Genomic DNA, 24467 nt, shown 5'->3' on the forward strand with positions numbered 1-24467 from the left:
GGCTTTGTCACCGTAGTGCCAGGTTCGGTGAAGGCGTCAGATGCAGGGCTCAGCGACGCTTCCCTTCTCCCCTTGCGGGAGAAGGTGTCAGCGAAGCTGACGGATGAGGGGTTGATCGCCCTCTCAGGAAGGGTCTGAGCGACCCCTCACCCGACCCCGGCCTTCGCCGGGGCCACCCTCTCCCGCAAGGGGAGAGGGAAGAGGATCAATCCTCGTCCATCTTCAGCGCGGCAATGAACGCTTCCTGCGGGATCTCGACCTTGCCGAACTGGCGCATGCGCTTCTTGCCGGCCTTCTGCTTGTCCAGCAGCTTGCGCTTGCGGCTGGCGTCGCCGCCGTAGCACTTGGCGGTGACGTCCTTGCGCAGGGCGCGGACGGTTTCGCGGGCGATGATCTTGCCGCCGATGGCCGCCTGGATCGGGATGACGAACATGTGCTGGGGGATGAGCTCCTTCATCTTCTCGCACATGCCCCGGCCCCGGCCCTCGGCGCGGTCGCGGTGGACCAGCATGGAGAGGGCGTCGACGGGCTCGGCATTGACCAGGATCGACATCTTGACCAGGTCGCCCTGGCGGTAGTCCTCGACCTGGTAGTCGAAGCTGGCATAGCCCTTGGAGATCGACTTCAGGCGGTCATAGAAGTCGAACACCACTTCGTTGAGCGGCAGGTCGTAGATGACCATGGCGCGGTTGCCGACATAGGAGAGCTCGCGCTGCTGGCCGCGACGGTCCTGGCACAGCTTGATCACGCCGCCGAGATATTCGTCGGGGGTGAAGATGGTGGCCTTGATCCAGGGCTCGCTGATGCTCTCGATGTGCATCGGGTCGGGCAGGTCGGCGGGGTTGTGCAGCTCGATCTCCGAGCCGTCGCGCATGTGGATCTTGTAGACCACCGAGGGGGCGGTCGCGATCAGGTCGAGGTCGAACTCGCGGGACAGGCGCTCCTGGATGATCTCCAGGTGCAGCAGGCCCAGGAAGCCGCAGCGGAAGCCGAAGCCCAGGGCGGCGCTGCTCTCCATCTCGTAGGTGAAGCTGCCGTCATTGAGGCGCAGGCGGCCGACGGCGGCGCGCAGGTCTTCAAAGTCGGCGGCGTCGACCGGGAAGAGGCCGCAGAACACGACGGGCTGCACGTCCTTGAAGCCGGGCAGGGCCTTGTCGGTGGGCTTCTTCTCGTCGGTGATGGTGTCGCCGACGGCGGCGTCGGCCACTTCCTTGATCTGGGCGGTGATGAAGCCGATCTCGCCAGGGCCGAGGCTCTCGACGGGGGTGTTTTTGGGCTTGAAGACGCCGACCCGGTCGATCAGGTGGGTCGAGCCGTGCTGCATCATCTTGATCTTCATGCCGGCCTTCAGGCGGCCGTCGATGACGCGGACCAGCACCACAACGCCCAGATAGGCGTCGTACCAGGCGTCGACCAGCAGGGCCTTGAGCGGCGCGTTCTCGTCGCCCTTGGGCGGCGGCAGGCGGGTGACCACGGCTTCCAGCACGTCGTGGATGCCGATGCCGGACTTGGCGCTGCACAGCACCGCGTCGCTGGCGTCCAGGCCGATCAGGTCCTCGATCTGGGCGCGCACGCGCTCGGGCTCGGCGGCGGGCAGGTCGATCTTGTTGAGGACCGGGACGATCTCGTGATTGTTGTCGATGGCCGAATAGACATTGGCCAGGGTCTGGGCTTCCACGCCTTGCGAGGCGTCGACGACCAGGATCGAGCCTTCGCAGGCGGCCAGGCTGCGGCTGACTTCATAGGCGAAGTCGACGTGGCCGGGGGTGTCCATCAGGTTGAGGATATAGGTCTCGCCGTCATCGGCCTTGTATTCCAGACGCACGGTCTGGGCCTTGATGGTGATGCCGCGTTCCTTCTCGATGTCCATGTTGTCGAGAACCTGCGCGGTCATCTCGCGCGCGGTCAGGCCGCCGGTCTCCTGGATCAGGCGATCCGACAGCGTGGACTTGCCGTGGTCAATGTGGGCCACGATTGAAAAATTTCTGATCTTGTCGAGCGGCGTAGAGGTCATGCGCCCGCGTCTAGCACATTTGGGCCGCTTCGCGAGAGGGCGATGCGCCCTCCAGGCGGCCGGTTTTCCTCATGCTTAACCGAACCTTAAAGCGGGTGGCCGCAAACCGGTCCCAATGGGCTGCGACAGTAGCGCAACGATATTTCTGAAGGGGCCGTCATGGACCGTCGCAAGTTGATCCTCTCGGGCGCAGCCACCCTCGGCGCGAGTGCGGGGGCGTCCAGCGTCTTCGCCCAGGACACGATGGCCCAGGACGTGGCCTCCAGCGGCACGACCACCCCGGCCTATGACACCGGTTCGGCCCAGACCTATTCGGCAGACGAGATGATCCGGGCCACGTCCGACTTCCTGGGCGTCACGGCCGAAAGCGCCGGCGCGGCCATCGAGAAGGTGTTCCGCGAAAAGGGCCAGCCCACCGGCTACATCGCCGGCGAGGAAGGTTCGGGCGCCATCGCCCTCGGCCTGCGCTATGGCCGGGGCCTGCTCTACATGAAGGGCCGGCCGACCCAGGAAACCTTCTGGCAGGGCCCCTCGGTGGGCTGGGACTGGGGCGGCAACGCCAGCCGGGTCTTCACCCTCTGCTATAACCTGCAATACCCCGAGGCGATCTTCCGCCGCTTCCCCGGCGTTGAGGGCACCGCCTATCTGATCGGCGGCCTGGGCGTGAACTATCAGAAGGCCGACGATATCACCCTGGCCCCGATCCGCGCGGGCGTGGGTCTGCGGCTGGGGGCCAATATCGGCTATCTCGGCTACAGCCGCAAACGCCGGCTCATGCCCTTTTAGGCCTGCCTGCTGGCGGCTTCACGCCGCCGCCGGCTCCCGTAACAGCTCGCGCACGCGCACAGACTGCCGCGTCATGGTGGCCCGGCCGAAGATGGTCAGAAAGGCGATGTCGGCGGCGTCGCGGCCCTCACCGATGCGGATGAGGGTTTCAGGACAAGCCCGACCGGTCGGATCGACCAGCCGCCAGCGACCGCCGACATACACCTCGATCACGGCATGGAAGTCCTGTGGCTCAAGTCCCACGGCATAGGCGCTGACCATGCGGGCCGGGATGTCGCTGGCCCGGCACAGGGCTGCGGCTATGTGGGCATAGTCACGGCACACGCCTTGCCGGTTCATGTAGGCGTTCATCGCCGTCGTGGTCGAGGTGCTCGTGCCCCAGCGATAGGTCAGGGCGCCGCGCAGCCAGTCGATAATCGCCACCACCTTGTCGCCGCCCTGCAAGGGGCCGAAATCGCAGGCCGCGATCTGTTCGAAGAGGTCGGATTCGATGTAGCGGCTGGCGCGCAGGAAGGGCAGAACCTCGACCGGCAGGCTGGCGATGGCGTGCTGGGCCGCACCGGCCAGACCATCGTCGCGCGGGGTCAGGTCGACCGTCGCCAGATAGGTGATTTGCAGCGGACCCTGGTGGGTGAAAACGACCCGCCGCTCGCCGGTGGCGGGGTCATCCAGCCGCGACCAGGCGATGGGCGGATCCAGGACCAGGCTCTCGGTGACGATCGTCTGTCCGGGCGACTGGGCGACTTCCAGATGCAGGAGAGACTCGACCTCACCGATGAAGTCGTAGTCCAGGCGTGCCTCGACATGCAGACGCATGGCGTCTCCTTTTCGAACCGGCCCCATCCAGATTGGCGACGGTGGTGGATGAATCCCACTGGCGAATTCGCCTGGAGTGTGTCGCTCAGAGTTCGGTCGGCTGGCTTAACCGAAGACGCTCAGGATTGCGCGCCCTAATGACTGGAGACCTTGCTGTTGAGCCAGTCCATCAGGGCCAGCAGCACACCCGAGACCACGAAGGACAGGTGGACGATCACCAGCCACAGCAGGCGAGGCTCGTCCAGGGGCGTGCCGGGTTCGCTGAGTTTCAGGAAGGCCTTGAGCAGGGCGATGGCCGAGATCGCCACGATCGAGGCGATCAGTTTCATCTTCAGGCCCGAGAAGTCGACCGTGCCCATCCAGTCGGGACGATCTTCGTGCGAGGCGGTATCGATCTTGGAGACGAAGTTCTCGTAGCCGGACAGGGTGACGATCACCAGCAGGTTGGCCGCCAGCGACAGGTCGATCAGCGTCAGGGCCATCAGGATGGCGTCTTCCGGCGTCATCGACAGCACGTTGGACAGTTCGCGGAACAGTTCCTGGAAGAACACAACCAGCAGCGCCGCCAGGGTGACGACCAGGCCCACATAGAACGGCGCCATCAACCAGCGTGATGCGAAGAGGCCTCGCTCCAGCATCGTTTCCAGCCGGGGCTTTTTCATTCGACGAATCCTTCAGGCGTCAGCCTTCGTATTCCACCACATAGCGCACGGTCTCGCGACTCTTCGGCGACAGGGTGAAACGCCAGGCGATGGCGCCGTCGCGAATATCGTGGCGCTTGGGCTCGCGGATCACCTTGAAGGCGGTCCGGTCCGGCCGGTGACGCAACTCTATGACGATGGGCCCGGTCTTGGCGTTGGCCAGATCGACCTCATAGGTCCGCCGCGTGCGTCCGGCGCGGGCCCGCGTCTCCGACACCAGGCGGGGTCTGACCGAGACATCCATCGCCCGCCCGATCGCCAGGTCGAACGGCTGGCCCACGGGCACGTCGCGCATCGTCTGTTCGCCGGCGAAGGCCGGACGGCCGCCGGCCGTCTCCATCACGGCCAGAGCGCCCGAGGGCAGGGCCTTGCCCAGGCCCTGACTGGCCTTATTCTCGAACCGGAGCAGCACCGTCGCGGCGGGCGCGCTGTCGCCGCGATAGTCACTCCAGGGATCGACGGCGAACATGTAGAGGCGTTGGAACGCTACGCCCTTCTGATCGAGGAAGGCCACCTGTTTGGTCTGGCGCGCGGCGACGGTGACGGGTTCGGGCAGGGTGTAGAGCTTGTAGTCGCCCAGTTCGGACTGCTCGGCCAGCTTGGCGCGGGAGGCGGTGACCGTGACCTCCTCGCGGGCGCCGGCCATGGCCATGGGGGGCGGCTGGGGGGAGGTCATGATGTCATAGGCGACGACAGGCGGAGGCGGTGGACTGCGGCCGTGGGTGGTGGTGTCCATAGGCCAGCAGGCGCGGGTGATCGCCTTGGTCTCCGCCCTCGGGATGTCGACCGGCACGCGCGACAGCTTGCCGGCCACGGCCTGGGTCGAGGCGTCCACGAAGCTGGTTCCGCTGCTGTTGACCAGGGTCAGCCAGCCGGTGAGGTCCAGGGTTTTGCCGTCCGGCGCGATGCGGGCCACATAGTCGGCCTGCCAGTTCACGCCGATGGCCAGATACGACAGGGTGAGCTTGACGGTGGTGGCGACAGGGACGTCGATCAGGGTCGACAGCGAGGGCTTGTCGGACAGGCCGGCCGGGATGTGATCGAACACCAGACGCTCGGCGCCGCCCGAACAGCCCAGGGCCTCGACGCCGGTCGCCGTCTGCAGCACGACGCCGTTGGGACCCTGGCGGACGATGGCGCTCTCGGCGGTCTGTCGGCCGGTCCTGGCATGGGTGCGGACGATCCCGACCGGCTGGTTCAGCGAGCGTTCCAGCAGGGTTCCGGGGCTGAGCAGGGCATAGTCGTAGTTTCGCTCGATCATGCCGCCGGGCAGGCCGTCGACTGCGGCGCTCTGCGGGATCAGGCCGTCGGCGACGGCGTCAAAGCGCAGGGTGTGGCGGCCGGCGGGCAGGGTGACGGTCCGGGTCTCGGTGACCAGGATCAGGCCCTTTTTCAGGGCCTGTTCGCGCTGCCAGGGCTGCAGGGTCTGGAAGGGTTCCGAGCCGGCGCGATAGAGGGTGACGGCGGTCTTTTCAGCGCCGGGCGAGGCGATGGTTTCGGCCAGGGCTGGCGAGGCGAGGGTGGTGAGGGCGAGCGCGACCGCATAGGGCGTCGCAGCGAATAATGCTGTCATCCCGGACAAGCGAAGCGCAGATCCGGGACCGCCGGAAGCTCTGAGCTCAGGCGTCGGTCCCGGATCTTCGCGCTGCGCGCTCGTCCGGGATGACAGCCGCTTTTGGGTCATCTGCCCTCCCTCGGAGGGGGAGGATCTATCTTGGCGCCGCCTGCTCACCAGCCCGTCTCGACCGTAAAGGTCAGCACCGTCTCGCCATTGGCCGGCACGGGCACGCTCCAGCCCAGGGTGCGGGCGTCGACGCGGCGGCTCTTGAGGCTTTCGGCCTTGACCTCGCCGTCGCGCCACAGGCCGCCCTGGCGCAGTTCCACCGTGACGGCTTCAGGGCGCGCGTTGCGGACCAGGTACTTCATGGCGTAGCGCGAGCGGGTCTTTGACACCTTCTCCTGGCTGATCAGGGTGGCCTGGCTGGTGACGTCGAAGGCGTCGCCGGTCTTGATCGACAGCTCCGAGCCGGCCGGGGTGTGGTCGATGCTGTTCTCGCCGATGAACTTGGGATCGCCGGCCTGGTCGCGCATATAGATGCGCATGACGCCGGCCGGCAGCTGGCTGCCCAGTCCTGTCAGCTTGGCATTGCTGAACTGGATGGCCACCGTGGCCGACGACGGAGTCTCATCGCTGTCGAACCCGCCCTGGCGGATCTCATAGACCTTCTTGGCCGCCACGGCCTGGGCGCTGAGGAAGCCGACCTGCTTGCTCTGGTTGGAGGCGATCGTGGTGCGCTGGGGCAGGGGATAGACGTAGTAGTCGGCCAGACGCTCGGCGTCGCCGCTCTCGGTCCCGGCCGACATCATGGACGCGCTGGACCGGCGATAGCCGCCATTGTTCAGCTGGTTGACGTCGCCGGCCACCAGCTGGGTGCGGGCGTTGTCGAACGGGGTGCCGGAATTGTTGGTCAGGGTGATCCAGCCCTGCAGGTCCAGCGCCTGCTTCTTTTCGTCGAACAGGGCCACATAGTCGGCCTTCCAGCCCAGGCCCGAGGTCAGATAGCTGAGCTTGGTGGTGCGGGGCCCCGCCTTGTCGGCGTCGACCGTCACCGACAGGGTCGGGCGGGCGCGCAGGGTCTCGGGCACCTTGTCAAAGATCACGCGGGTGGGCACGCCGTCGTCGCGCAGCACCTCGATGCGGTCGCCGATCTTCAGGACCACGCCTTCATTAGCGGCCAGAACGGTGGCCACTTCGGTGGTCTCCTTGCCGTCGCCGGGATTGGTTCGGACGATGCGGACCTGCTGGCCGACCGCCTTTTCCATCAGCTTGTCGGGCGTCAGCAGGTCGTAGTCGAAGTTCTGCTCGATGATCGTCACGCCGGCCGCCGACAGGCTGACGGTCTCGGGGCGGATGGCGGCCGAGACGTCCTTGAATTCCAACCGCTGGCGACCGGCCTTGAGGTCCAGGTCGCGGGCATCTTCGACCAAGGCGAGGTCGGAATTATAGATGGTCACCGAGAGATCCGGGGCCTTCTGGGCGTGGGCGGAGCCCGCAGCCAGTACAAGCGCGGCGGTCGCCAGAAGCGCGCAACGGTTCATCGATGATCTCCCTGTTTTACACGCTTAAGCTACAGGGGATTGGGGCGAAGTCGAGGCGGGTTGGCAGGTCCTCCCCCTGGCGGGGGAGGTGTCGGCGAAGCCGACGGAGGGGGAAGTATTGGCTCAGTCATTGCCGACTTCCCCCACCGGCCTCCGGCCGCCTCCCCCTTCAGGGGGAGGATCGTAGATCAGCCGCCCCAGACCTGCTTCAGCCGCCGGTCGCGGCCGCAACCGATGCGATAAGCCTGATAGTTCAGGGCGTTCCGCTTGGCATAGTCGCGGTGGTATTCTTCGGCTGGCCAGAAGGTCTTTAGGTCGAGCACCGGCGTAACCATCTTGCCGGTCTTCAGACGCTTGGCGGCCTCGCTGCGGGACCTTTCAGCGGCGGCGCGTTGCTCGGCGCTGCTGACGAACACGGCCGGGCGATAGGAGGGGCCGCGGTCGCAAAACTGGCCGCCGTCGTCGGTCGGGTCGACCAGCTTCCAGTAGCGATAGAGCAGGAAGCCGTACTCCAGTTTGGCGGGGTCGTAGGTGACGCGAACGGCCTCATAGTGGCCGCTCGTCTCGCTGGTCACGTCGCGATAGGTGGGCCGGTCGACATGGCCGCCGGTATAGCCGCTCTCGACCTTGAGGACGCCGGGAACGCCCTGCATGTCGTGCTCCATGCACCAGAAGCAGCCGCCGGCGAACACGGCGGTGGCGGTCTTGGCGGGGGTCTGGGGCTTGGCGGGCGCGGCGGCCATGGCGGGGAGACCGAAGGCGACAAGGGCGGCGATCAGGGTCAGCAGGCGGCGGCGCATCGAACGTCTTTCCGGAGCGACCCTGCGGCGGGTCTGGATTTAGATACGTACGAGCGAGGCGTTTGGTTACGCCCGCCAGCCAAAACCGACGCCGCGTACCGACGGACAGGCCTCCAGCCGTGAGGCGAGGGCCTGGGCGCGCTGGTCGCCCTGGTCGTCGATCTCCAGCCGAATGGCCAGGGTCTGGCCGTCGGGCGTGGCCGTCAGGGCGCGCAGGCGGGTCTGCTGCACCTTGGCCACGCCCAACACCCGCATCAGGGCGTCGGGCGTGTCCTCGGCGGTGACGAGGAAGAGTCTTCGTTTGTCCTCGTCCGGTTTGGAAGGGTTCAAGGTCGCACCCACTGATGCTCGACGCTGGCCGAGTTGACGCCGGGCCAGGCGGCCAGGTCGCGGGCTAGCAGGCGGGCGGCCTGGTCACCCAGGTGACGGACGCGCAAGCTGGCTTCGACGATCTGGCCGACAGGCTTGAGCGTCAGGTTGCACAGCTCTGCGCCGCTGTCGGCCAGGCCCTGGCGAACGGCGTCCAGCGCGCTGTGGGCGTCTTGCGCGGCCAGCAGCAGCTGGTGAACGGTGACGCCATCGGCGTCGCTGTGGAAGGCGGGTGGTGCAGGCAGGTAGCTCATGGATCTCAAGTCCCCTCGGGTTGGTTTTGGAGGACCGACGAAACGCGCAACAAAAAAGCCCCGCTCCTTTCGGAGGCGGGGCTTTTTGAAGATCTTGCGATCCGTCGGCTGCGTTTAGGTTATCTCGCGCGCCGTTGCCCCGTCCGAATTGGAACGGTTTTAATCTGGTTCCACATCATGGTCGCGGCGCACGACATCGCTGCGACGGCGGTAAAGCCGGTCACGAGCGCGATGTTGAGGGCGAGTTGCGAGACCATGTGGACCCAGGAGCTCCTTGCGAGTTCACTAGAGGTAGCGTGGGTATGCGCCATGCGCAAGACCTTGCCTCGCGGACGGGCGATCGGTCGCGGTTGTGGGCAGGTTTTGGCTATCGGGCGAGCGGGCGCCCGGAATTTGGGCAGAGCGCCGGCCAGGTCCTCCCCCTGAAGGGGGAGGCGGCCGGAGGCCGGCGGGGGAAGACCGCAATGACTCAGCAGCACTTCCCCCTCCGTCGCCTGCGGCGACACCTCCCCCGCTAGGGGGAGGACTTTGGGTTAGCTCCGCAGCTTGCCGCCGGCCTTCTCGGCCGCCGCCACGATGCGGCCTGACAGCGCCTCGATGTCGGCGTCGGTCAGGGTGGCTTCGCGCGGCTGCACCACCACCTCGAGCGCCACCGACTTGAAGCCGTCGGGCACGCCGGCGCCGTCATAGACGTCGAACACCCGCACGGCCGTGATCAGCGCCTTGTCGGCGCCGGCTGCGGCCTTGACCAGATCGCCGGCGGCCTTGGTCTTTTCGACCAGGAAGGCGAAGTCGCGGGTCAGGGGCATCAGCGGCGAGGGCGAGAAGGCGGCCTTTGACTTGTGGGCTTTCTTCTTCGGCTCGGGGATGGCTTCCAGGGTGATCTCGAAGCCATAAACCGGGCCGGCCACGTCCAGCGCCTTGAGCACGGCCGGATGCAGTTCGCCGAACTCGGCCATCACCGCCTTGGGACCCAGCTGCAGCCGCGCCGAGCGGCCCGGATGCCACCAGGACGAGGCCGAGCCTTGCGCCGTTTGCAGCTTGTCGACCGGCGCGCCCAGTTCTTCCAGCAGGGCCAGCAGGTCGGCCTTGACGGTGAACAGGTCGTCCTGCGCCGTCCTGGCCCAGCCGCGCGGCGCGTGCGGGGCGATGATCGCCGCCACCACGGTGCGCTGGTCGGCCGGACGGTCGCCGTGGAAGGTGGGGCCGATCTCGAACAGGGCCGCGTCGGGGAAGCCCTTGCGGGCGTTGCGGCCGGCGGCCTCGATCAGGTTGGGCAGCAAGGACGGGCGCATGCAGTCCAGGTCCGAGGCGATCGGATTGGCCAGCACCAGCTCGGCCGCGCCGCCGCCGAACAGCGTCGCGATCTTCTGGTTGGTGAAGCTCCAGGTCAGGGCCTCGGCATAGCCGGCGGCGGCCAGGGCGCGACGGGCCAGACGGCTGCGGGCCTGTTTGGCGGTCAGGACGCCGCCGACGGCGCGGGGAACCTCGGGCAGGGGCGTCGAGGGCAGGGCGCCATAGCCGGCGATGCGGGCGACCTCTTCGACCAGATCGGCCTTGCCTTCCACGTCACGGCGGAAGGTCGGCGGCGTTACGGTCCAGGGCGAACCCAGCACGATGTCGAAGCCCAGGTCCGACAGGATCTGGCGCGTCTGGTCGGGCGTCACCGCCAGGCCTGACAGTTCCTCGACATAGTCGGGCTCGAACGCGAAGCCGGCCGGCGCGGCCGGAGCCTGGCCAGCGACCACGATCTCTGACGGCTCGCCGCCGCAGAGGTCGAGGATCAGCCGGGTAGCCAGCTCGATACCGGGAACCGGCGAGTGGGTGTCGACCGTGCGGGCGAAGCGGTACTGGGCGTCGCTGTTGATGCCGGTGGTGCGGCCGGTCTGGGCGGTGCGGATCGGTTCGAACCAGGCGCTCTCGACGAAGACATCGACTGTCTCTTCCGAGCAGCCGGTGCTTTCGCCGCCCATCACGCCGCCCAGGCCGATCGGGCGTTCGCCCGAGGCGTCGGAGATCACCGACATGTCGGGCGTCAGCTCGTAGGTCTTGCCGTCCAGAGCGATCAGATGTTCGTCGCCGTTCAGGCCGTGGCGGCCCAGACGGGTCGAGATTTCGGTCCCCGACAGCTTGGCCACATCATAGACGTGCAGCGGCCGGGCGCGGTCGTAGGTGATCAGGTTGGTGATATCGACCAGGGCGCTGATCGGGCGCAGACCGATGGCCAGAAGACGGTCCTGCAGCCACTTGGGCGACGGGCCGTTCTTGACGCCCCTGATCAGGCGACCGGCGAACACCGGACAGGCTTCGCCATCGACCTTGACGGTGATCGGGCAGGGGAAGGTTCCCGGCACGGAAACGATCGACAGGTCCTTCAGCGTCCCGACGCCGGCGGCGGCCAGGTCGCGGGCGATGCCGGCGACGCCCAGCCAGTCGGGGCGGTTGGGGGTGACCTCGAAGTCGATGACGGCTTCCATGCCCAGCGCCGAAGCTGCGGGCGTGCCCACAGCCAGGTCGTCCGGCAGCTCCATGATGCCGTCGCTCTCGCTGGCGGCCTCCAGCTCGGAAGCCGAGCACAGCATGCCGTTGGAGACGACGCCGCGCACCGGCTTCTCGACCAGGGTGACGCCCAGGCCCGGCACATAGGCGCCGATCGGGGCATAGATGGTGGTCAGGCCCGCGCGGGCGTTGGGCGCGCCGCAGACGATCTCCTTCATGCCGTCGACGGTGTCGACCTGGCAGACGCGAAGGCGGTCGGCGTTGGGATGCTGCACGGCTTCCACGATCCTGGCGACCGTGAAGGCGGCCAGCTTGGTCGCCGGATCGGTGACGTGCTCGACCTCGAGGCCGGCCATGGTCATGGCGGCGACGACGTCAGTGGCGGAGGCCTCGGTGTCGAGGTGATCCTTGAGCCAGGAGAGGGTGAATTTCATGGTTCAGTCTACGATGAAAAGCTTGGCGCCGACCGAGGTCGACGAGCGGTGGGCGGGGTCGCCGAAGTCGGAGACGTGATAGCTCATGCCGGCGGTCAGGACCGTCTTGCGACCATCCTTCAGCTCGCTGGTCAGTTCGCCTTCCAGCACGAAGATCACATGGCCGCGGTCGCACCAGTGATCGGCGAGATAGTCCGGCGAATAGTCGACGCGACGCAGGCGCATGTCGCCGACATTGAGCGTGCGCCAAGTCGCTTCGCCCCTCTCGCCCGGGTGGACGGTGGGTTCGATTTGCGACCAGTCGACGGCGGTGAAGGGACTGGCGGGAAGCTGCATCAGCTGAGGCCGCTGGCGGCGTTCGGCGCGGCGAAGGCGCTGAAGCCGTAGTGGGCCAGCCAGCGGCTGTCGGACGACCACATGTCGCGCAGGTCGGGCATGCCGTATTTCAGCATCCCCAGTCGGTCGACGCCCATGCCGAAGGCAAAGCCCTGGTACTCGTCCGGATCGATCCCGCAGGCGCGCAGCACATTGGGGTGAACCATGCCGCAGCCCAGGATTTCCAGCCACGACGTGCCCTGGCCGATCTTGATCTCGCCGCCCGAGCGGTCGCACTGCACGTCCATCTCGGCCGAGGGCTCGGTGAACGGGAAGTGGTGCGGACGGAACTGGGTGGTCACCGCGTCGGTCTCGAAGAACCGCGCCAAGAAGGTTTCCAGGGTCCACTTCAGGTGGCCCATGTGGATGCCCTTGTCGATCACCAGGCCCTCGACCTGGTGGAACACCGGCGTGTGGGTGGCGTCGTTGTCGCAGCGATAGGTGCGGCCCGGAGCGATGATCCGGATCGGTGGCTTTTGCGACATCATGGTCCGCACCTGCACCGTCGAGGTGTGGGTGCGCAGCAGCATGCGCTCGCCGTCGGAGCCGTCGGCGTTGGTCTTCGGATTGAAGAAGAAGGTGTCGTGCATCTCCCGCGCCGGGTGCTTGGGCGGGAAGTTCAGGGCCGTGAAATTGTGGAAGTCGTCGTCGATGTCGGGCCCTTCGGCCACCGCGAAGCCCATCTCGGCGAAGATGGCGACCATCTCGTCCAGGGTCTGCATGGTGGGATGGACGCTGCCCTTGCGGCGATAGGGGGCCGGCAGGGTCAGATCCAGGGTCTCGCTGGCCAGGCGCGCGTCCAGCTCGGCAGCCTCGAGGGCTGCGACCTTCTCCGCTACAGCAGTTAGAGCAATGTCTCGAATGTCGCTCACAGGCGCGGCGAAGTCTACCTTTTGATCCGATGGTAAGCTGGAGGCGTACCTGAATAGTCCCGCAATAATGCCATTTTTTCCAAGAGTATCTATCTGTAGTGATTTAATGATATTTCGGTCGCTCGACTCGATAATGGCATTAGTATTTGCGACGGCTTGTCCTATCGCTTCTAACGATGTGATGGAGCCGATTTTTTCTATCCGAGCGACAAACTCTCCTTGTCGCGCGACGATTTTCTGCAGAGCTGACGCTCCACCTATGCGCTCTAGCGCTTTCGTGACGCCTTGGGCGATCTCTAGCTTTTTCTGCATGTCGGAGACTGCAGATGCGGCCAAATTCGTTGAGGTGGAGAGCTTATCAGTCATGGCGGTTGTCTATGCCGTTTTGATAATTGTTGGAACATCACGCGCAGCAAAAAGCCCCCCGGTTGGCACCGGAGGGCTTTTCTTAGATCGCAATCGGGACGAACCCGAAAAAGACCTTAGGCGGCCAGGGCGGTGCGGACCTTGTCAGCAATGGCCTTGAACGCAGCCGGGTCTTGACCCGCGATATCCGAGAGGACCTTACGGTCGATCACGATACCCGCCACGTCCAGGCCGTGGATAAACTGCGAGTAGGTGAAGCCCTCGGTGCGGGCGCCGGCGTTGATGCGTTGAATCCACAGCGAACGGAACGCGCGCTTGCGGACCTTGCGGTCGCGGTAGGCGTACTGGCCGGCCTTGTCGACGGCGGCCTTGGCGGTGCGGATGGTGTTCTTGCGGCGACCGTAGAAGCCTTTTGCCTGCTCAAGAACCTTCTTGTGCTTGGCGTGGGCGGTAACGCCCCTTTTGACGCGAGCCATGTGTCAGCGCTCCTCTTAAAGGCCGTAGGGCAGGTACGAACGGATGGTCTTGGCGTCGGATTCGCTCATGACCTTCGTGCCGCGGTTTTGGCGGATGTACTTGCCGTTGTGGCCGATCAGACGGTGACGCTTGCCGGCGACGCCGGCTTTCAGCAGGCCCGTGGCCGTGATCTTGAAGCGCTTCTTCGCGCCTGACTTGGTCTTCAACTTAGGCATTTCGCGTCAGGGCTTTCGCCCTGTCCTCTGGGATAGCAAGACGAACCGCCATGGCATGCCAATAAGCCAGGCGGTTCCGGAAAGGCGGGGTTAGTACGGGAAAGAGTCGGGGAAGGCAAGGGCGGACAGACCGCACTGGCGCGGCGCCGCTCAGGCCGCCGCTTTGGCGCGGCCCACCAGGGTCACGCCCAGCCAGACGGCGGGCAGCATCAGGGCCGCGCCGAACCAGTAGGGTCCGCCGATGGCGAGGCCAAACAGCGACCCGGCGATCAGGGGGCCGACCATGCGGGCCAGAGAGCCGGCCGCCATGTTCAGGCCAAGCATCTCGCCCTGGCGGTCGGGCGGGGTGTTGCGCGAGATCAGGGCCGCCACGCAGGGAAAGACCAGCGACTGGCCAAAGGCCGTGCCCCCGACGATCACCGGCACCAGGGCGGCGCTAGGCACGAAGGGGGTCAGGAACAGGGTCACGGCGATGATCGACAGGCCGGTGGTCAGCACCAGCGGCTCGCCAAAGCGCCGCGCCAGCCGGCCGGTCACGGCCCCCTGACCGATGGAGGCGACCACCCCGATCACCGCGAAGCACAGGCCAACCTCGCGCGGGCCCCAGTTGAACCGGGCGTGGGTCCACAGGCCAAACACCGACTCCATGCCGGCGAAGGCGGCGGTCGAGACCAGGGTGACCAGCAGCACCCGACTCAGGATCGGGCTGGCCATGGCCGCCTGCAGGGCCTCGCGCCGGTGGGGCCTCGCCGCGCCGGGGGCGCTGGGCGAGCGGCTTTCGACGACGAACAGAAAGACGCCCAGCGAGGCTAGGGCCGCCATGCCGGCGGCCACGAACAGCGGGATCTGGAACCCCAGGCGTCCGGCCTCCGGGTGGGCCAGCAGGCCGCCCAGGGCCGGGCCGACCACGAAGCCGGCGCCGAAGGCCGCTCCGAGCAGGCCCATGCGGCCCGCCCGCTTCTCCGGCGGGGTGACGTCGGCCATGTAGCCCTGGATGGTCGAGATATTGCCGGTCGCGAACCCGCCGATCAGGCGGATGGCGAAGGCGATCCAGATGGTCGGGGCGAAGGCCAGGGCGACATAGGAAAGCGTGTTGGCCAGGATGGTGACGATCAGCACCGGCCGCCGGCCAATTCGGTCCGACAGCCGGCCCCAGAACGGCTCGGCGAAGAACTGTCCCAGGCTGTAGGCCGAGAACAGCGCCGTGATCTGCCAGGGCTCCGCCTTCAGCGACTGCGCATAGAAGGGCAGCAGCGGAATGACCAGGCCAAAGCCCACCAGGTTGATGAACACCACCAGCAGCAGGACGTAGAGCGCGCGCTCGCTGTGGGCGGACGACGCGGGAGAGGCGGTCGAGGACATGGTCGGCGCTTTCGAAGGGCCGCCCGAATACGCCTTTTGGCGGTGGCAGACGACCAAAACTTCGCTCGCGAGCCGCTATAGCCAGCGCGCGTCAGTTCGGCGGATTGTGCTTTTCCAGGAAGTCCACCGTCGAGGTCAGCATGGTCAGGCGGGTGGCGCCACTGGATAGCCAGTGATCCTCGCCTTCCAGCGTCACCAGCTCCACGGACTTTCCGGCCTTCTTCAAGGCCGAAGCCATGATCTGGCTCTGTACATAGGGCACGACCGTGTCGTCCTTGCCGTGGATCAGCAGGATCGGGATCTCGACCTTGTCGGCCAGGCGGGCGGGCGAGATCGCGGCGAGGTCAGGATCCTTGACGCGGTCGCCGCCCATGAAACGCAGCCAGTAGCGCAGGGTGGAGTTGCCGGTGAACTGCCACATCCGCTGATTGTCCTGCAACATGCGCTGAAGGTCGCTGGGCCCTGCGATCGAGACCGCGCAGCGATAGACGTCTTTATCGAGCGTCGCGCCGGCCAGGGCCGCGTAGCCGCCATAGGACCCGCCGACTATGCAAACCCGCTTGGGATCGATCAGGCCCTGAGCGGCCAGGTCGCGTACCCCGTCCGACAGGTCGGTCTGCATCTTCTTGCCCCATTCGCCAAAGCCCGCCTTGACGAAGTCCCAGCCGAACCCTTCCGAGCCTCGGAAGTTGGGCTGCAGGACCGCGTAGCCGCGCGAGGCCAGGGCCTGGGCCCACCAATCGAAGCCAGGCGAGTCGCGTCCCTCCGGTCCGCCGTGCGGTAGCACCACCAGCGGCAGGTTCGTGACGGCCTTTCCACGCGGCAGGGTGAGATAGCCGCTGATCTCCAAGCCATCCTTGGCCTTATAGCGGATGGCTTTCACCGGGGAGACCCCCTGGGGCGGCACGCCGAGATAGATATTGCCGAGCCAATTGGCGCTCTTGGCGTCCAGATCGACCAGAGCGTAGCCCGGGCCGGCGACGGGCGAATCGACCCTCACCACCACCTTGCGGCGATCCTGGGACCATGAGGCCAGGCCGACGATGCTGCCCTTGAAGGCCTTGGTCACGGCGTTCCAGGTCGCCTGGCTTTTGGCGTCGAAAAAGGAATAGACTAGGTCGTCGCCGGTCAGGTTCACACCGCCCAGAAGCTTGAGGTCATTCGGATCGTGCAGAAGTCCGCCCAGTTGCGGCAAATCCGTCTTGGAACCGTCCTGACCATATTCACGAAGGAAGGACTCGTTCTTGTCGTTGGTCATGCTGACCAGCACCGACTTGCCGTCGCGACCAAAGCCGGACAAGCCATACGACCCCATGGGCGTAACGACGCGTTCCACCTCTTGCCAGCGTTCGTCGATCCGTAACTTCAGCAGCCAGACGCCCTTTTCCTGATCATAGAGTGACATCGCGGCCGGCTTGCCCTCGGTGTCCACCAGCCAGCCATCGGTGTTGGGTTCGCCGCTGTAGTCGGTGATGCGGGTCAGGCCGTTCGCAAGGTTGACGCGGTACAGCGTGTTCACGCCGACATTGTCCACGAAGCGGATGCCTTCCAGGAAAGCATGTGGCGCGCCGTCGACCGTGCGGATCATCGGGTAGGCGAGCACCACGTTCATCGCCCCGGCCAGGTTCATCGAATTGGACTTACCGTTAAGCAGTCCCGTCTGCTTTCCGGTGGTCAGGTTGAAGTCCATGGCCATGAAGTATTCGTGCTGAGGCCCCGATACGTCCGCGACCTTGGCGGCCTGCGACACGATCACCACCAGATGATCCTGGCCGGCCCATTGCACATCGCGCAGCTTGGCCGCGCCCATGTTCAAGCCGGCGACGCTGGTCCCGTCGGTCTTGCGAACCGTCAGAACGCGATGCTCGCCATTGGTGACCGTCACCGCCAGCATCTTGCCGTCCGGAGAGATTTCGATGCCCTCCACATTGGGCAAACGTCCATAGGCGGCGAGCGGGATCTTTTCCTCGGCGCGCGCGGTTCCTGCGCTTATCGCCACACATGCCGCCGCGACGGCCAAGTTCTTGCCAAACACGCTGTCTCATCCCCCCAAACCCTGAAGGGAACTCTATCAAGACGCGTGTTCGTGTCGAGCGGCCTTGATGGTTGATCTTGATAAAGTCGAGGCCGGAAACGAAAAACGCCCCGGCGAGAGCCGGGGCGTTGATCTGGAATGCAGGATCCGAAACGAAGCGCCTAGCGCGGCGCCAGGATCATGATCATCTGCCGGCCTTCCATGCGCGGCTCGTACTCGACCTTGGCGATTTCCTCGAAGTCGGTCTTCACCTTGATCAGCAGCTTCATGCCCAGCTCGGGGTGAGCCATTTCACGGCCGCGGAAGCGCAGGGTGACCTTGACCTTGTCGCCCTCCTCGAAGAACCGGGTCATGGCCTTGGTCTTGACCTCGTAATCGTGGATATCGATGTTCGGGCGGAGCTTGATTTCCTTGAGCTCGACGATCTTCTGCCGCTTGCGCGCCTCGTTCTTCTTCTTCTGCTCCTGGAACTTGAACTTGCCGTAGTCCAGGATCTTGCAGACGGGAGGATTGGCGTTCGGAACGATTTCCACCAGGTCCAGACCAGCTTCTTCCGCCGCTTCGAGGGCGGAGGCGGTCGGCATCTCGCCTTGCTTCTCGCCGTTTTGGTCGATCAGCAGGACGCGTGGGACGCGGATTTCATCGTTGATACGCGGTCCGTCTTTGACGGGCGGCGTTTGCATAGGACGGCGAATAGGGGCGGCTCCGGTACAGTTGAAGGTAGTCGCGCTGCGCGAAGGCGCGCTGCGAGAAGATGATATATGACCTGTCGGGCGCCCCCTATCAAGCGGCGCGAACCAAACAGGCGCCAGCGCAGCCAATCCTTTTGGGCGCAAGGCGTATCCGGGACGGAAACGGTCGGGCGGGAACCTGGTTTTTCGCTGACGGATATTGACCCGCCTTGCCCGCCAACACGCACCGACACACCCCGATCGAAGACATCCACGCCCTGCTGATCGGCTCCAGTTTCATCGCCGTGGGCCTGACCCTGCTGAAGGCCGCCGGGCTCGTCACCGGCGGGGTCGCGGGCGTGGCCCTGATCGTCTCCTACCTGACCGACTGGCCCGTTGGGACGGTGTTCCTGGTGCTCAATATTCCCTTCTACGCCTTGGCTTACCGGGCCCTGGGGCGGGACTTCACGATCAAGACCCTGGCCACCAACCTGCTGCTGGCGGGCCTGGCTTTGGGCATGCCGCACTGGCTGCAGGTCGAGGGCGTGGACCCGGTCTTCGCGGCGATGTTCGGCGGCACGATCATCGGCATGGGCATCCTGGCCCTGGCGCGGCATCGCTCCAGCGTCGGCGGCGTGGGCGTGCTGGCGCTGTATCTTCAGGAAAAGCGCGGGATCAGCGCCGGCAAGGTGCAGATGATCGCCGATTGCCTGGTCGTCGCGGCCGCTTTTGCGGTGATCAGCCCGGCAAAGCTGCTGTTGTCGATTCTGTCGGCGGTGGCGCTGAGCGCGGTGATCATCGCCAATCACCGGCCGGGGCGCTACGCGGGGTACTAACTTTTGTTGTCATCCCGGGCGAAGCGCAGCGAAGACCCGGGACCGCCACACCCCGGGATAGCTGCCGGTTCCGGCCAAGGATACTCAGCTTCGCCAAGCAGGGCTGGAAGCAAGTCGACCCAGTGCGGATTGCGTGCCTCCACCAGTTCAAACTTCCAGGCTCTTTTCCAGCGCTTGATGAGCTTTTCGCGACGGATCGCGGCTTCGATATCCGTGTGAATTTCAAACCAAACGAGGCGACTGCAGCCGTGCCGGCGGGTGAACCCGCCCGTCGCGCCCTCACGATGCTGAGCGGCGCGAGAAGCAAGATCTGATGTGACGCCGACGTAGAGCACGCCGCGACGCGTATTGGTCATCAGATAGACGGCGTAGGAATGCTCTCGCATTACGAGAGCGTAGTTCACGGTATCGCAAAAGGGTAGTGGCTCATCGTGAATTTGGCGGTCCCGGGTCTGCGCTTCGCTTCGCCCGGGATGACAGTACGGGTTAGGGCAGCAGGCTCATCGCCGCGCTGGCCACCGTCGAGACGGGCAGGGCCTTCAGGTCGGGTGAGCGGATCACCGCCACGTGGCCGCGCGGACCGCAGAGGTCGGGGTCGGAGGCATCGGAGAACAGGGCGATGGTCGGGGCGCCGGCGGCGGCCAGCAGATGCGTGGGGCCGGTGTCATTGCCGACCACCAGCGCCGCCTTGGCGCCCAGCACGGCCAGCTGGGCGAAATCGGTGCGGCCGGTCAGGTCGCGGGCCTGGCCGACAGACTTCTGGATCTGCCGCGCCATGGCGCTTTCCTGCGGCCCGCCGATGATCACGATGTCCAGGCCACGGGCCTTCAGCAGCGAGCCCAGCTGGGCGAAGGCCTCGACGGGCCAGCGCTTTTCCGGCCGGTGGGCCGAGCCGCCGGGCACGAACAGCACATAGGGACGCGGCGTGGCGGCGCCGGCCACGGGGCGGGCGTCCTTGTGGCGGCGCAGGATCCACGACAGGTCCGGCGGCGGGGCGTTGCCATGCTCGGTTGGGGCGTCTGGCCAGATGCCGGCGGCGCGCAGCTGGTCGGCCTGACGCTCCAGGGTGTGCATGGTCTGCCGTGTCTTGCTGCGCTGGGGCAGGGAGCAGCCAAAGGCGATGCCGCTCCATTGCGGCGCGAACGGCCGCAGGGCCTGGAAGTACCAGTTGGTGCGGCTGTTGGTCTGCAGGTCATAGACCCGGTCGTAGCGGGCCTTGCGCAGCCGGCCCAGCATCCGGGTCAGGTCGGCGAAGTCTTCGGGACGCCCGTCGGTCTCGACCGTATTGAAATAGGGGCTGAGCTTGGCGAGGGCTTCGAACGGGGGGGTGGTCAGAAGGGTGATCTTGGCCTTGGGATGGGCCTCGCGAATCTTCTTCATCGCCGCCAGAGCGAGAACGAAATCGCCAAGGGCCCCCAGCTTGATCACCAGGACCTTCTTGATTTCCTTACTCACGGTCTCCGCTCCAAAACTCTGGCTTCCAGCACGCGCGCATAGACGTTCAAGGTGGCTTCGCACATGGCGTCCACCGAATACAACCGCCGGGCGCGAGCCCGGGCCGTCTGACCCATGGTCTGGCGAGTCGCCGCGCCGGCGTCGCGGGCCGTGACCAGTGCGGCGGCCCAGGCCTGTGCGTCACCCGGCGCGACCAGCCAGCCGGTTTCGCCGGGCAGAACGGTCTCGCGCGCGGCGCCGTGATCGGCGGCCAGAACGGGGCGTCCCATCACCTGCGGCTCGACCGCCGTGCGGCCGAAGGCCTCGGGTTCCAGCGAGGGCGCTATGGCCAGGTCGGCCAGCAGATAGGCGGCGGGCATGTCATCGCAATGGCCGACGATCTTGACGTCATCCTGCAGGCCCGCAGCGGCGATCTGGGCTTCCAGCTCGGCGCGATAGGCCTTGCGGCCCTGATCGTCGCCGACCAGCAGCAGCAGCACCCGGGCGCCGCCGGCGGCCTTGAGCTGAGCCATGGCCTCGATCAGCAGGGCCTGGCCTTTCCAGCGGGTCAGGCGGCCGGCCAGCAGCACCTTGAGGCGGCGCTCATCGGCGGCGATCCCCCAGGCCTTGCGCAGGGCTTCGATCCGGTCGGCGCTGACCATGCCGGGTTCAAAGCGGGTCAGGTCCACGCCGCGCGGGATGGCCACCACGCGGTCGGGATCAATGCCGTGTTCCTTGATCACATGCGCGCGGGTGTATTCGGAATTGGCGATCACCAGGTCACCCTTGGTCATCACCGCATTGTACCAGCGCTTGAGGTTCGAGCGGGCATTATAGACGCCGTGATAGGTGGCCACGAACGGCACCTTGGTGGCGTGGGCGGCCCACAGGGCGCTGAAAGCCGGGGCGCGGGAGCGGGCGTGGACCAGGGTCACCTTCTCGCGGCGGATCAGGTCGATCAGCCGCGCGGCGTTGCCCAGCATGATCAGCGGGTTCTTGGTCTGGGCCGGCATCTGGGCCAGACGGCCGCCGTCGGCTTCCAGTCGCGAGGCCATGCGTCCGCCCTTTGTCGCGACCAACGCCTTGCCGCCTTGCGCCACGACGGCGTGGGCGACATCTATCGTCGTCTGCTCAGCGCCGCCCGTTTCCAGTTCGGGGGTAACCTGCAGCAAGGTGAAATCGGCGGGAAGTGCGGGCACGCGACTCTCGGATGAGATGACGAGTTTAGTTAGCGAAAGGATCAAGGCCGCGCCATGACCGAATACCCGGACTTTCTGGTTCGAGCCGACAATCAGCGTCTGGCTTACCGTCTTGTGGCCGGCGAGGGGCCCACGGTGGTCTGGCTGGGCGGGTTCCACTCCGACATGACCGGGACCAAGGCTCAGGTTCTGGCCGATCATGCGCAGGCGACGGGCGGGGCCTATCTGCGCTTCGACTATTTCGGCCACGGCGAGTCGGACGGCGCGTTCCGGGACGGCACGATCAGCCGCTGGCGGCAGGACGCCCTGGCGGTGATCGATGAGCTGACCGAAGGGCCGCTGGTGCTGGTCGGCTCGTCGATGGGCGGCTGGATCGCCTGCCTGGCGGCGATTGCGCGGCCCGAGCGGGTCAAGGCCATGGTGCTGATCGCTCCGGCCCCGGATTTCACCGAGAAACTGATGGAGCCCGAACTGTCGGAAGAGGCCAGGGCGGCCATCGCGAAGGACGGCTTCTGGGTCAGGCCCTCGGAGTACGATGACGGCGGCTACGCCATCACCCGCGAGCTTCTGGAGGACGGCGCGCGGTGGTCGATCCTGCAGGGCGATGTGCCGATCGATGTTCCCGTACGCGTGTTGCAGGGCGGGGCCGATCCGGACGTGCCTTGGACCCACGCGCTGGAGTTGGCCAACGCGCTCAGGAGCGATGACGTGGTCTTCACCCTGATCAAGGACGGCGACCACCGGCTGTCGCGGCCGCAGGACCTGGAACGGCTGGTGGCGGCGGTGTCGGAAGCCCGGGGCCTGGCCGCGCCGGAGGAGGGCGATCTGGTCGCCCGGCGCCTGGCCCGTGCGGCTCGCCTGCGCAATGCGGCGGGTCTGGAAGCCACGGGCATCGTCGCGCGAGCCGCGCCGATTGATGAGGAATAGCTAGCCTTTTTCGCTCTCGGGCCTATGCTGTGTTCACGACTTGTTCGGGAAGGCCGATGGTAAAAAGCGCTCCTCTCAGTCTTGAGCTCGATAGTGAACTGGATCGTCGTCTCACGGAGACGGCGGCGGTGCTCGATCAGCCTAAAGCGGTGGTCGTCGAGCGCGCTGTGCGTGAGTTTCTCGAACTGCGCGACTGGCAGGACGCCGCAATCGACGAAGGTCTGCGTGCGGCCGAAGAAGGGCGCCTTTTCGAGCATGATGAGGTTGCGGACTGGGTTGCGTCGTGGGGGCAGCCCAACGAGCGCCCAATGCCCCGTCGCGACTGACGCATGCGGGTTTGCTGGACGGATCTGGCCCTGCGCGATCTTGTGTTCGCCCGGGCGTGGATCGCGCAAGACAGACCCCTAGCCGCCGCCAGGCAGGTCAGCCGGATCGTAGAGGCCGTGGCATTGCTGGCGGATTTTCCCCACCTTGGACGGCCGGGCCGTCGAGGCGGCGCTCGTGAACTCGTGGTCTCCAAAGGCCCGTTCGTCGTGGCCTATCGGGTGAAGGGTGAGCAGATCGAGGTTCTTCGCGTGCTCCATGGCTCCAGACGCTGGCCGGAAAATCTCTAGTCAACGGCAGATCCGACTCAAGGCGCCAGCCTGGCCTTGGCGGCGGCTATCGGGCCGGGGGAGGAGCAGGGGGATGACTTTGAGCTAGAGAGTGCTTGCCCTGGCCCGCTTTCGCCCCCTGTCGCCCCTCACGCCATCCTAGCGTAGCACCGCGTCGGCGCTGACCAGGCGCACGTCGTGCATCTGGTTCAGATAGGCCTCGTAGTAGCCCTTGTGCGACGCCCCGACGATGGCGAGCATCCGCATGCCGGGATGCTGGCCCAGCACGTCGCGGATATTGCCGACCATGCGCAGGTTGCGGGTCTCCCAATAGCCCAGATACCGCCGGCCGAAGCCCTGCGGCGACGGCTCCACGAACGCCGCGCCGAAGTCGCCCTTGAAGGCCATCAGCTGGGCGTCGGCGCTGTTGTAGGCCCGGTAGATGTTCAGGAGGCCGTCCGGCTTCTCCAGGCCAGCCTGCAGGCGCTCCTCCTGGGCTTGGCGGGCTTGGTTGGTGGGGTTATTCCACGCCGCCATGATCGCGGCCTCGAAGGCCTTCCGCTCGACCGGGTCGCTGCTGTCAGGGGTATCGGCCGAGTGGTCATCGACACTCCACAGGCGTTCATGGCCCAGGCGCGCGGCCAGCACGGCCGAGATCTGGCTGGACTCGTTACGGCGGGTCTTCAAGGATTCCAGATAGGTCGCCTGTGCGTCGTTGAGGCCGTCGCCGGCGAGGCGTTCGGCCTGCGGCAGCCGCAGCCATTGCACCAGGGCCGAGTTTCGCTCGCCCGCCGCCAGGAACACGGCCGCCAGATGTCGGCGTTCGGCGGCGCTGGGCTGGGCGGGCCACGCAGCCAGCAGGCGCTCGACCTCGGCGTTGGCCGCCGGCACGTCGAGGCCGACGGCCTGGCCCGCCATGGTCGGATCGTAGCAATAGGTCTTCACCGTATCGGCATAGCGGGCCGGATGGCGCCGCAGGGCGTCGCACTGCAGGCCCGAAAGGTCCTCGGTGGCGATGCCGGTAGGTTTCCAGGCCGCCAGGCGATCCACCAGCGGGGCCAGCAGCGCCATGTCGAAGGTCTTGGGCAGACCGGAGAGGTGGGTGGTGCCCAGCACCAGGACTTCATTGACCTTCCCGGCGGGCGGGCCCTTCAGCGTGTCGGGATGGAAGCTGGGCCGATAGTCCTGCGCCACTGCGGCGCCCGTGCTCATCACCAGCGCAGCGGCGCTCGCGACCATAAGACGAAGGAAAGGCTGGGGTGCTGGGCGAAACATGAGGCGCTCTCGATGGCTACTCAACCTTAGAGGCCCGAAAGGCGGCCAATGGAGGCGC

At 66.3% G+C, this 24467-nt stretch carries 24 protein-coding genes and 3 pseudogenes; 5 read left to right on the top strand and 22 right to left on the bottom strand.

Features of this window, described 5'->3' with window-relative positions; translation table 11 throughout:
- Positions 1-205: 205 nt before the first annotated feature.
- Positions 206-2014 (bottom strand): translation elongation factor 4, encoded by a 1809-nt coding sequence (lepA, locus tag ACN2C7_RS06840; RefSeq protein ID WP_419320676.1) that lies wholly within the window; start codon positions 2012-2014, stop codon positions 206-208.
- A 243-nt stretch (positions 2015-2257) separates the two neighbouring features.
- Between lepA and ACN2C7_RS06845 the strand changes: the two genes are divergently transcribed.
- Positions 2258-2800: a DUF1134 domain-containing protein gene (locus ACN2C7_RS06845; protein ID WP_419321423.1), complete on the top strand. Its 543-nt coding sequence runs from the start codon at positions 2258-2260 to the stop codon at positions 2798-2800.
- 18 nt (positions 2801-2818) lie between these two features.
- Here ACN2C7_RS06845 and ACN2C7_RS06850 read toward each other — a convergent pair whose 3' ends face one another.
- The 17 genes and pseudogenes from ACN2C7_RS06850 to infC all read right to left on the bottom strand — a co-directional run bounded on the left by ACN2C7_RS06850 (position 2819) and on the right by infC (position 18157).
- Complete coding sequence (locus tag ACN2C7_RS06850) at positions 2819-3616, bottom strand: transglutaminase-like domain-containing protein (RefSeq protein ID WP_419320678.1); 798 nt, start codon at positions 3614-3616, stop codon at positions 2819-2821.
- Positions 3617-3750: 134 nt separating this feature from the next.
- Positions 3751-4278 carry a TIGR00645 family protein gene (locus ACN2C7_RS06855; protein WP_419320680.1) on the bottom strand — a complete coding sequence of 176 codons (528 nt, stop codon included), beginning with the start codon at positions 4276-4278 and terminating at the stop codon, positions 3751-3753.
- Positions 4279-4297: 19 nt separating this feature from the next.
- Complete coding sequence (locus ACN2C7_RS06860; protein WP_419320682.1) at positions 4298-5890, bottom strand: DUF4139 domain-containing protein; 1593 nt, start codon at positions 5888-5890, stop codon at positions 4298-4300.
- A 155-nt stretch (positions 5891-6045) separates the two neighbouring features.
- Positions 6046-7416: a DUF4139 domain-containing protein gene (locus tag ACN2C7_RS06865; protein WP_419254674.1), complete on the bottom strand. Its 1371-nt coding sequence runs from the start codon at positions 7414-7416 to the stop codon at positions 6046-6048.
- 69 nt (positions 7417-7485) lie between these two features.
- Positions 7486-7605, bottom strand: a pseudogene (locus ACN2C7_RS06870) (hypothetical protein); the annotation flags it as partial.
- The gene (gene msrA / locus ACN2C7_RS06875) at positions 7605-8216 is read right to left on the bottom strand and encodes a peptide-methionine (S)-S-oxide reductase MsrA (protein WP_419320684.1); all 612 of its coding nucleotides are present in this window, start codon (positions 8214-8216) and stop codon (positions 7605-7607) included. The gene msrA and the pseudogene ACN2C7_RS06870, both read right to left, overlap by 1 nt.
- 66 nt (positions 8217-8282) lie before the next feature.
- Positions 8283-8546, bottom strand: a complete 264-nt coding sequence (locus ACN2C7_RS06880) for a hypothetical protein (RefSeq protein ID WP_419254676.1) — start codon at positions 8544-8546, stop codon at positions 8283-8285.
- Positions 8543-8839 (bottom strand): hypothetical protein, encoded by a 297-nt coding sequence (locus ACN2C7_RS06885; RefSeq protein ID WP_419254677.1) that lies wholly within the window; start codon positions 8837-8839, stop codon positions 8543-8545. The genes ACN2C7_RS06880 and ACN2C7_RS06885 overlap by 4 nt, the downstream gene beginning before the upstream one ends.
- A 533-nt stretch (positions 8840-9372) precedes the next feature.
- Positions 9373-11772 (bottom strand): phenylalanine--tRNA ligase subunit beta, encoded by a 2400-nt coding sequence (pheT, locus tag ACN2C7_RS06890; protein WP_419320686.1) that lies wholly within the window; start codon positions 11770-11772, stop codon positions 9373-9375.
- 3 nt (positions 11773-11775) lie between these two features.
- Positions 11776-12108, bottom strand: a complete 333-nt coding sequence (locus tag ACN2C7_RS06895; RefSeq protein ID WP_419254679.1) for a DHCW motif cupin fold protein — start codon at positions 12106-12108, stop codon at positions 11776-11778.
- Positions 12108-12980, bottom strand: a pseudogene (gene pheS / locus ACN2C7_RS06900) (phenylalanine--tRNA ligase subunit alpha); the annotation flags it as partial. The pseudogene pheS and the gene ACN2C7_RS06895, both read right to left, overlap by 1 nt.
- A gap of 15 nt (positions 12981-12995) precedes the next feature.
- A pseudogene (locus ACN2C7_RS06905) lies at positions 12996-13385 on the bottom strand (hypothetical protein); the annotation flags it as partial.
- Between the two features lie 116 nt (positions 13386-13501).
- The gene (gene rplT / locus ACN2C7_RS06910) at positions 13502-13861 is read right to left on the bottom strand and encodes a 50S ribosomal protein L20 (RefSeq protein ID WP_419254681.1); all 360 of its coding nucleotides are present in this window, start codon (positions 13859-13861) and stop codon (positions 13502-13504) included.
- A gap of 15 nt (positions 13862-13876) precedes the next feature.
- Entirely contained in the window at positions 13877-14077 is a 201-nt protein-coding gene (rpmI, locus tag ACN2C7_RS06915; RefSeq protein WP_007672148.1) for a 50S ribosomal protein L35, read from the bottom strand.
- A 150-nt stretch (positions 14078-14227) separates the two neighbouring features.
- Positions 14228-15439 carry an MFS transporter gene (locus ACN2C7_RS06920; protein ID WP_419320688.1) on the bottom strand — a complete coding sequence of 404 codons (1212 nt, stop codon included), beginning with the start codon at positions 15437-15439 and terminating at the stop codon, positions 14228-14230.
- A 91-nt stretch (positions 15440-15530) separates the two neighbouring features.
- On the bottom strand, positions 15531-17474 hold the full coding sequence (locus ACN2C7_RS06925; protein ID WP_419320690.1) for an alpha/beta hydrolase family protein: 1944 nt from the start codon (positions 17472-17474) through the stop codon (positions 15531-15533).
- 161 nt (positions 17475-17635) lie between these two features.
- Positions 17636-18157, bottom strand: coding sequence for a translation initiation factor IF-3 (infC, locus tag ACN2C7_RS06930; RefSeq protein ID WP_419255817.1), 522 nt, complete (start codon positions 18155-18157; stop codon positions 17636-17638).
- A 218-nt stretch (positions 18158-18375) separates the two neighbouring features.
- Between infC and ACN2C7_RS06935 the strand changes: the two genes are divergently transcribed.
- Positions 18376-18981: a YitT family protein gene (locus ACN2C7_RS06935; protein ID WP_419320692.1), complete on the top strand. Its 606-nt coding sequence runs from the start codon at positions 18376-18378 to the stop codon at positions 18979-18981.
- Here ACN2C7_RS06935 and ACN2C7_RS06940 read toward each other — a convergent pair.
- The 3 genes from ACN2C7_RS06940 to ACN2C7_RS06950 form a co-directional block, all read right to left on the bottom strand.
- Entirely contained in the window at positions 18978-19385 is a 408-nt protein-coding gene (locus ACN2C7_RS06940) for a GIY-YIG nuclease family protein (protein ID WP_419320694.1), read from the bottom strand. The two genes, ACN2C7_RS06935 and ACN2C7_RS06940, sit on opposite strands and share 4 nt — an antisense overlap.
- Before the next feature lie 82 nt (positions 19386-19467).
- Positions 19468-20436, bottom strand: coding sequence for a glycosyltransferase family 9 protein (locus ACN2C7_RS06945; protein WP_419320696.1), 969 nt, complete (start codon positions 20434-20436; stop codon positions 19468-19470).
- Positions 20433-21614 (bottom strand): glycosyltransferase family 4 protein, encoded by a 1182-nt coding sequence (locus ACN2C7_RS06950; RefSeq protein WP_419320698.1) that lies wholly within the window; start codon positions 21612-21614, stop codon positions 20433-20435. Before ACN2C7_RS06950 ends, ACN2C7_RS06945 begins: the two co-directional genes overlap by 4 nt.
- Positions 21615-21668: 54 nt before the next feature.
- On the opposite strand from ACN2C7_RS06950, the gene ACN2C7_RS06955 reads away from it, so the two are divergent.
- From ACN2C7_RS06955 to ACN2C7_RS06965, 3 genes are read left to right on the top strand one after another with little or no spacing between them, the layout of a single operon-like run.
- A complete protein-coding gene (locus tag ACN2C7_RS06955; protein ID WP_419320700.1) occupies positions 21669-22541 on the top strand; it encodes an alpha/beta fold hydrolase in 873 nt (290 codons plus the stop codon).
- A gap of 56 nt (positions 22542-22597) precedes the next feature.
- Entirely contained in the window at positions 22598-22867 is a 270-nt protein-coding gene (locus ACN2C7_RS06960; protein WP_419320702.1) for a CopG family ribbon-helix-helix protein, read from the top strand.
- A 3-nt stretch (positions 22868-22870) separates the two neighbouring features.
- The gene (locus ACN2C7_RS06965; RefSeq protein ID WP_419320704.1) at positions 22871-23155 is read left to right on the top strand and encodes a type II toxin-antitoxin system RelE/ParE family toxin; all 285 of its coding nucleotides are present in this window, start codon (positions 22871-22873) and stop codon (positions 23153-23155) included.
- 138 nt (positions 23156-23293) lie between these two features.
- Here ACN2C7_RS06965 and ACN2C7_RS06970 read toward each other — a convergent pair whose 3' ends face one another.
- Entirely contained in the window at positions 23294-24409 is a 1116-nt protein-coding gene (locus tag ACN2C7_RS06970) for a DUF5694 domain-containing protein (protein ID WP_419320706.1), read from the bottom strand.
- Positions 24410-24467 lie beyond the last annotated feature (58 nt).

It is taken from the genome of Caulobacter sp. ErkDOM-E, from assembly GCF_048541895.1.
GTDB lineage: Bacteria > Pseudomonadota > Alphaproteobacteria > Caulobacterales > Caulobacteraceae > Caulobacter.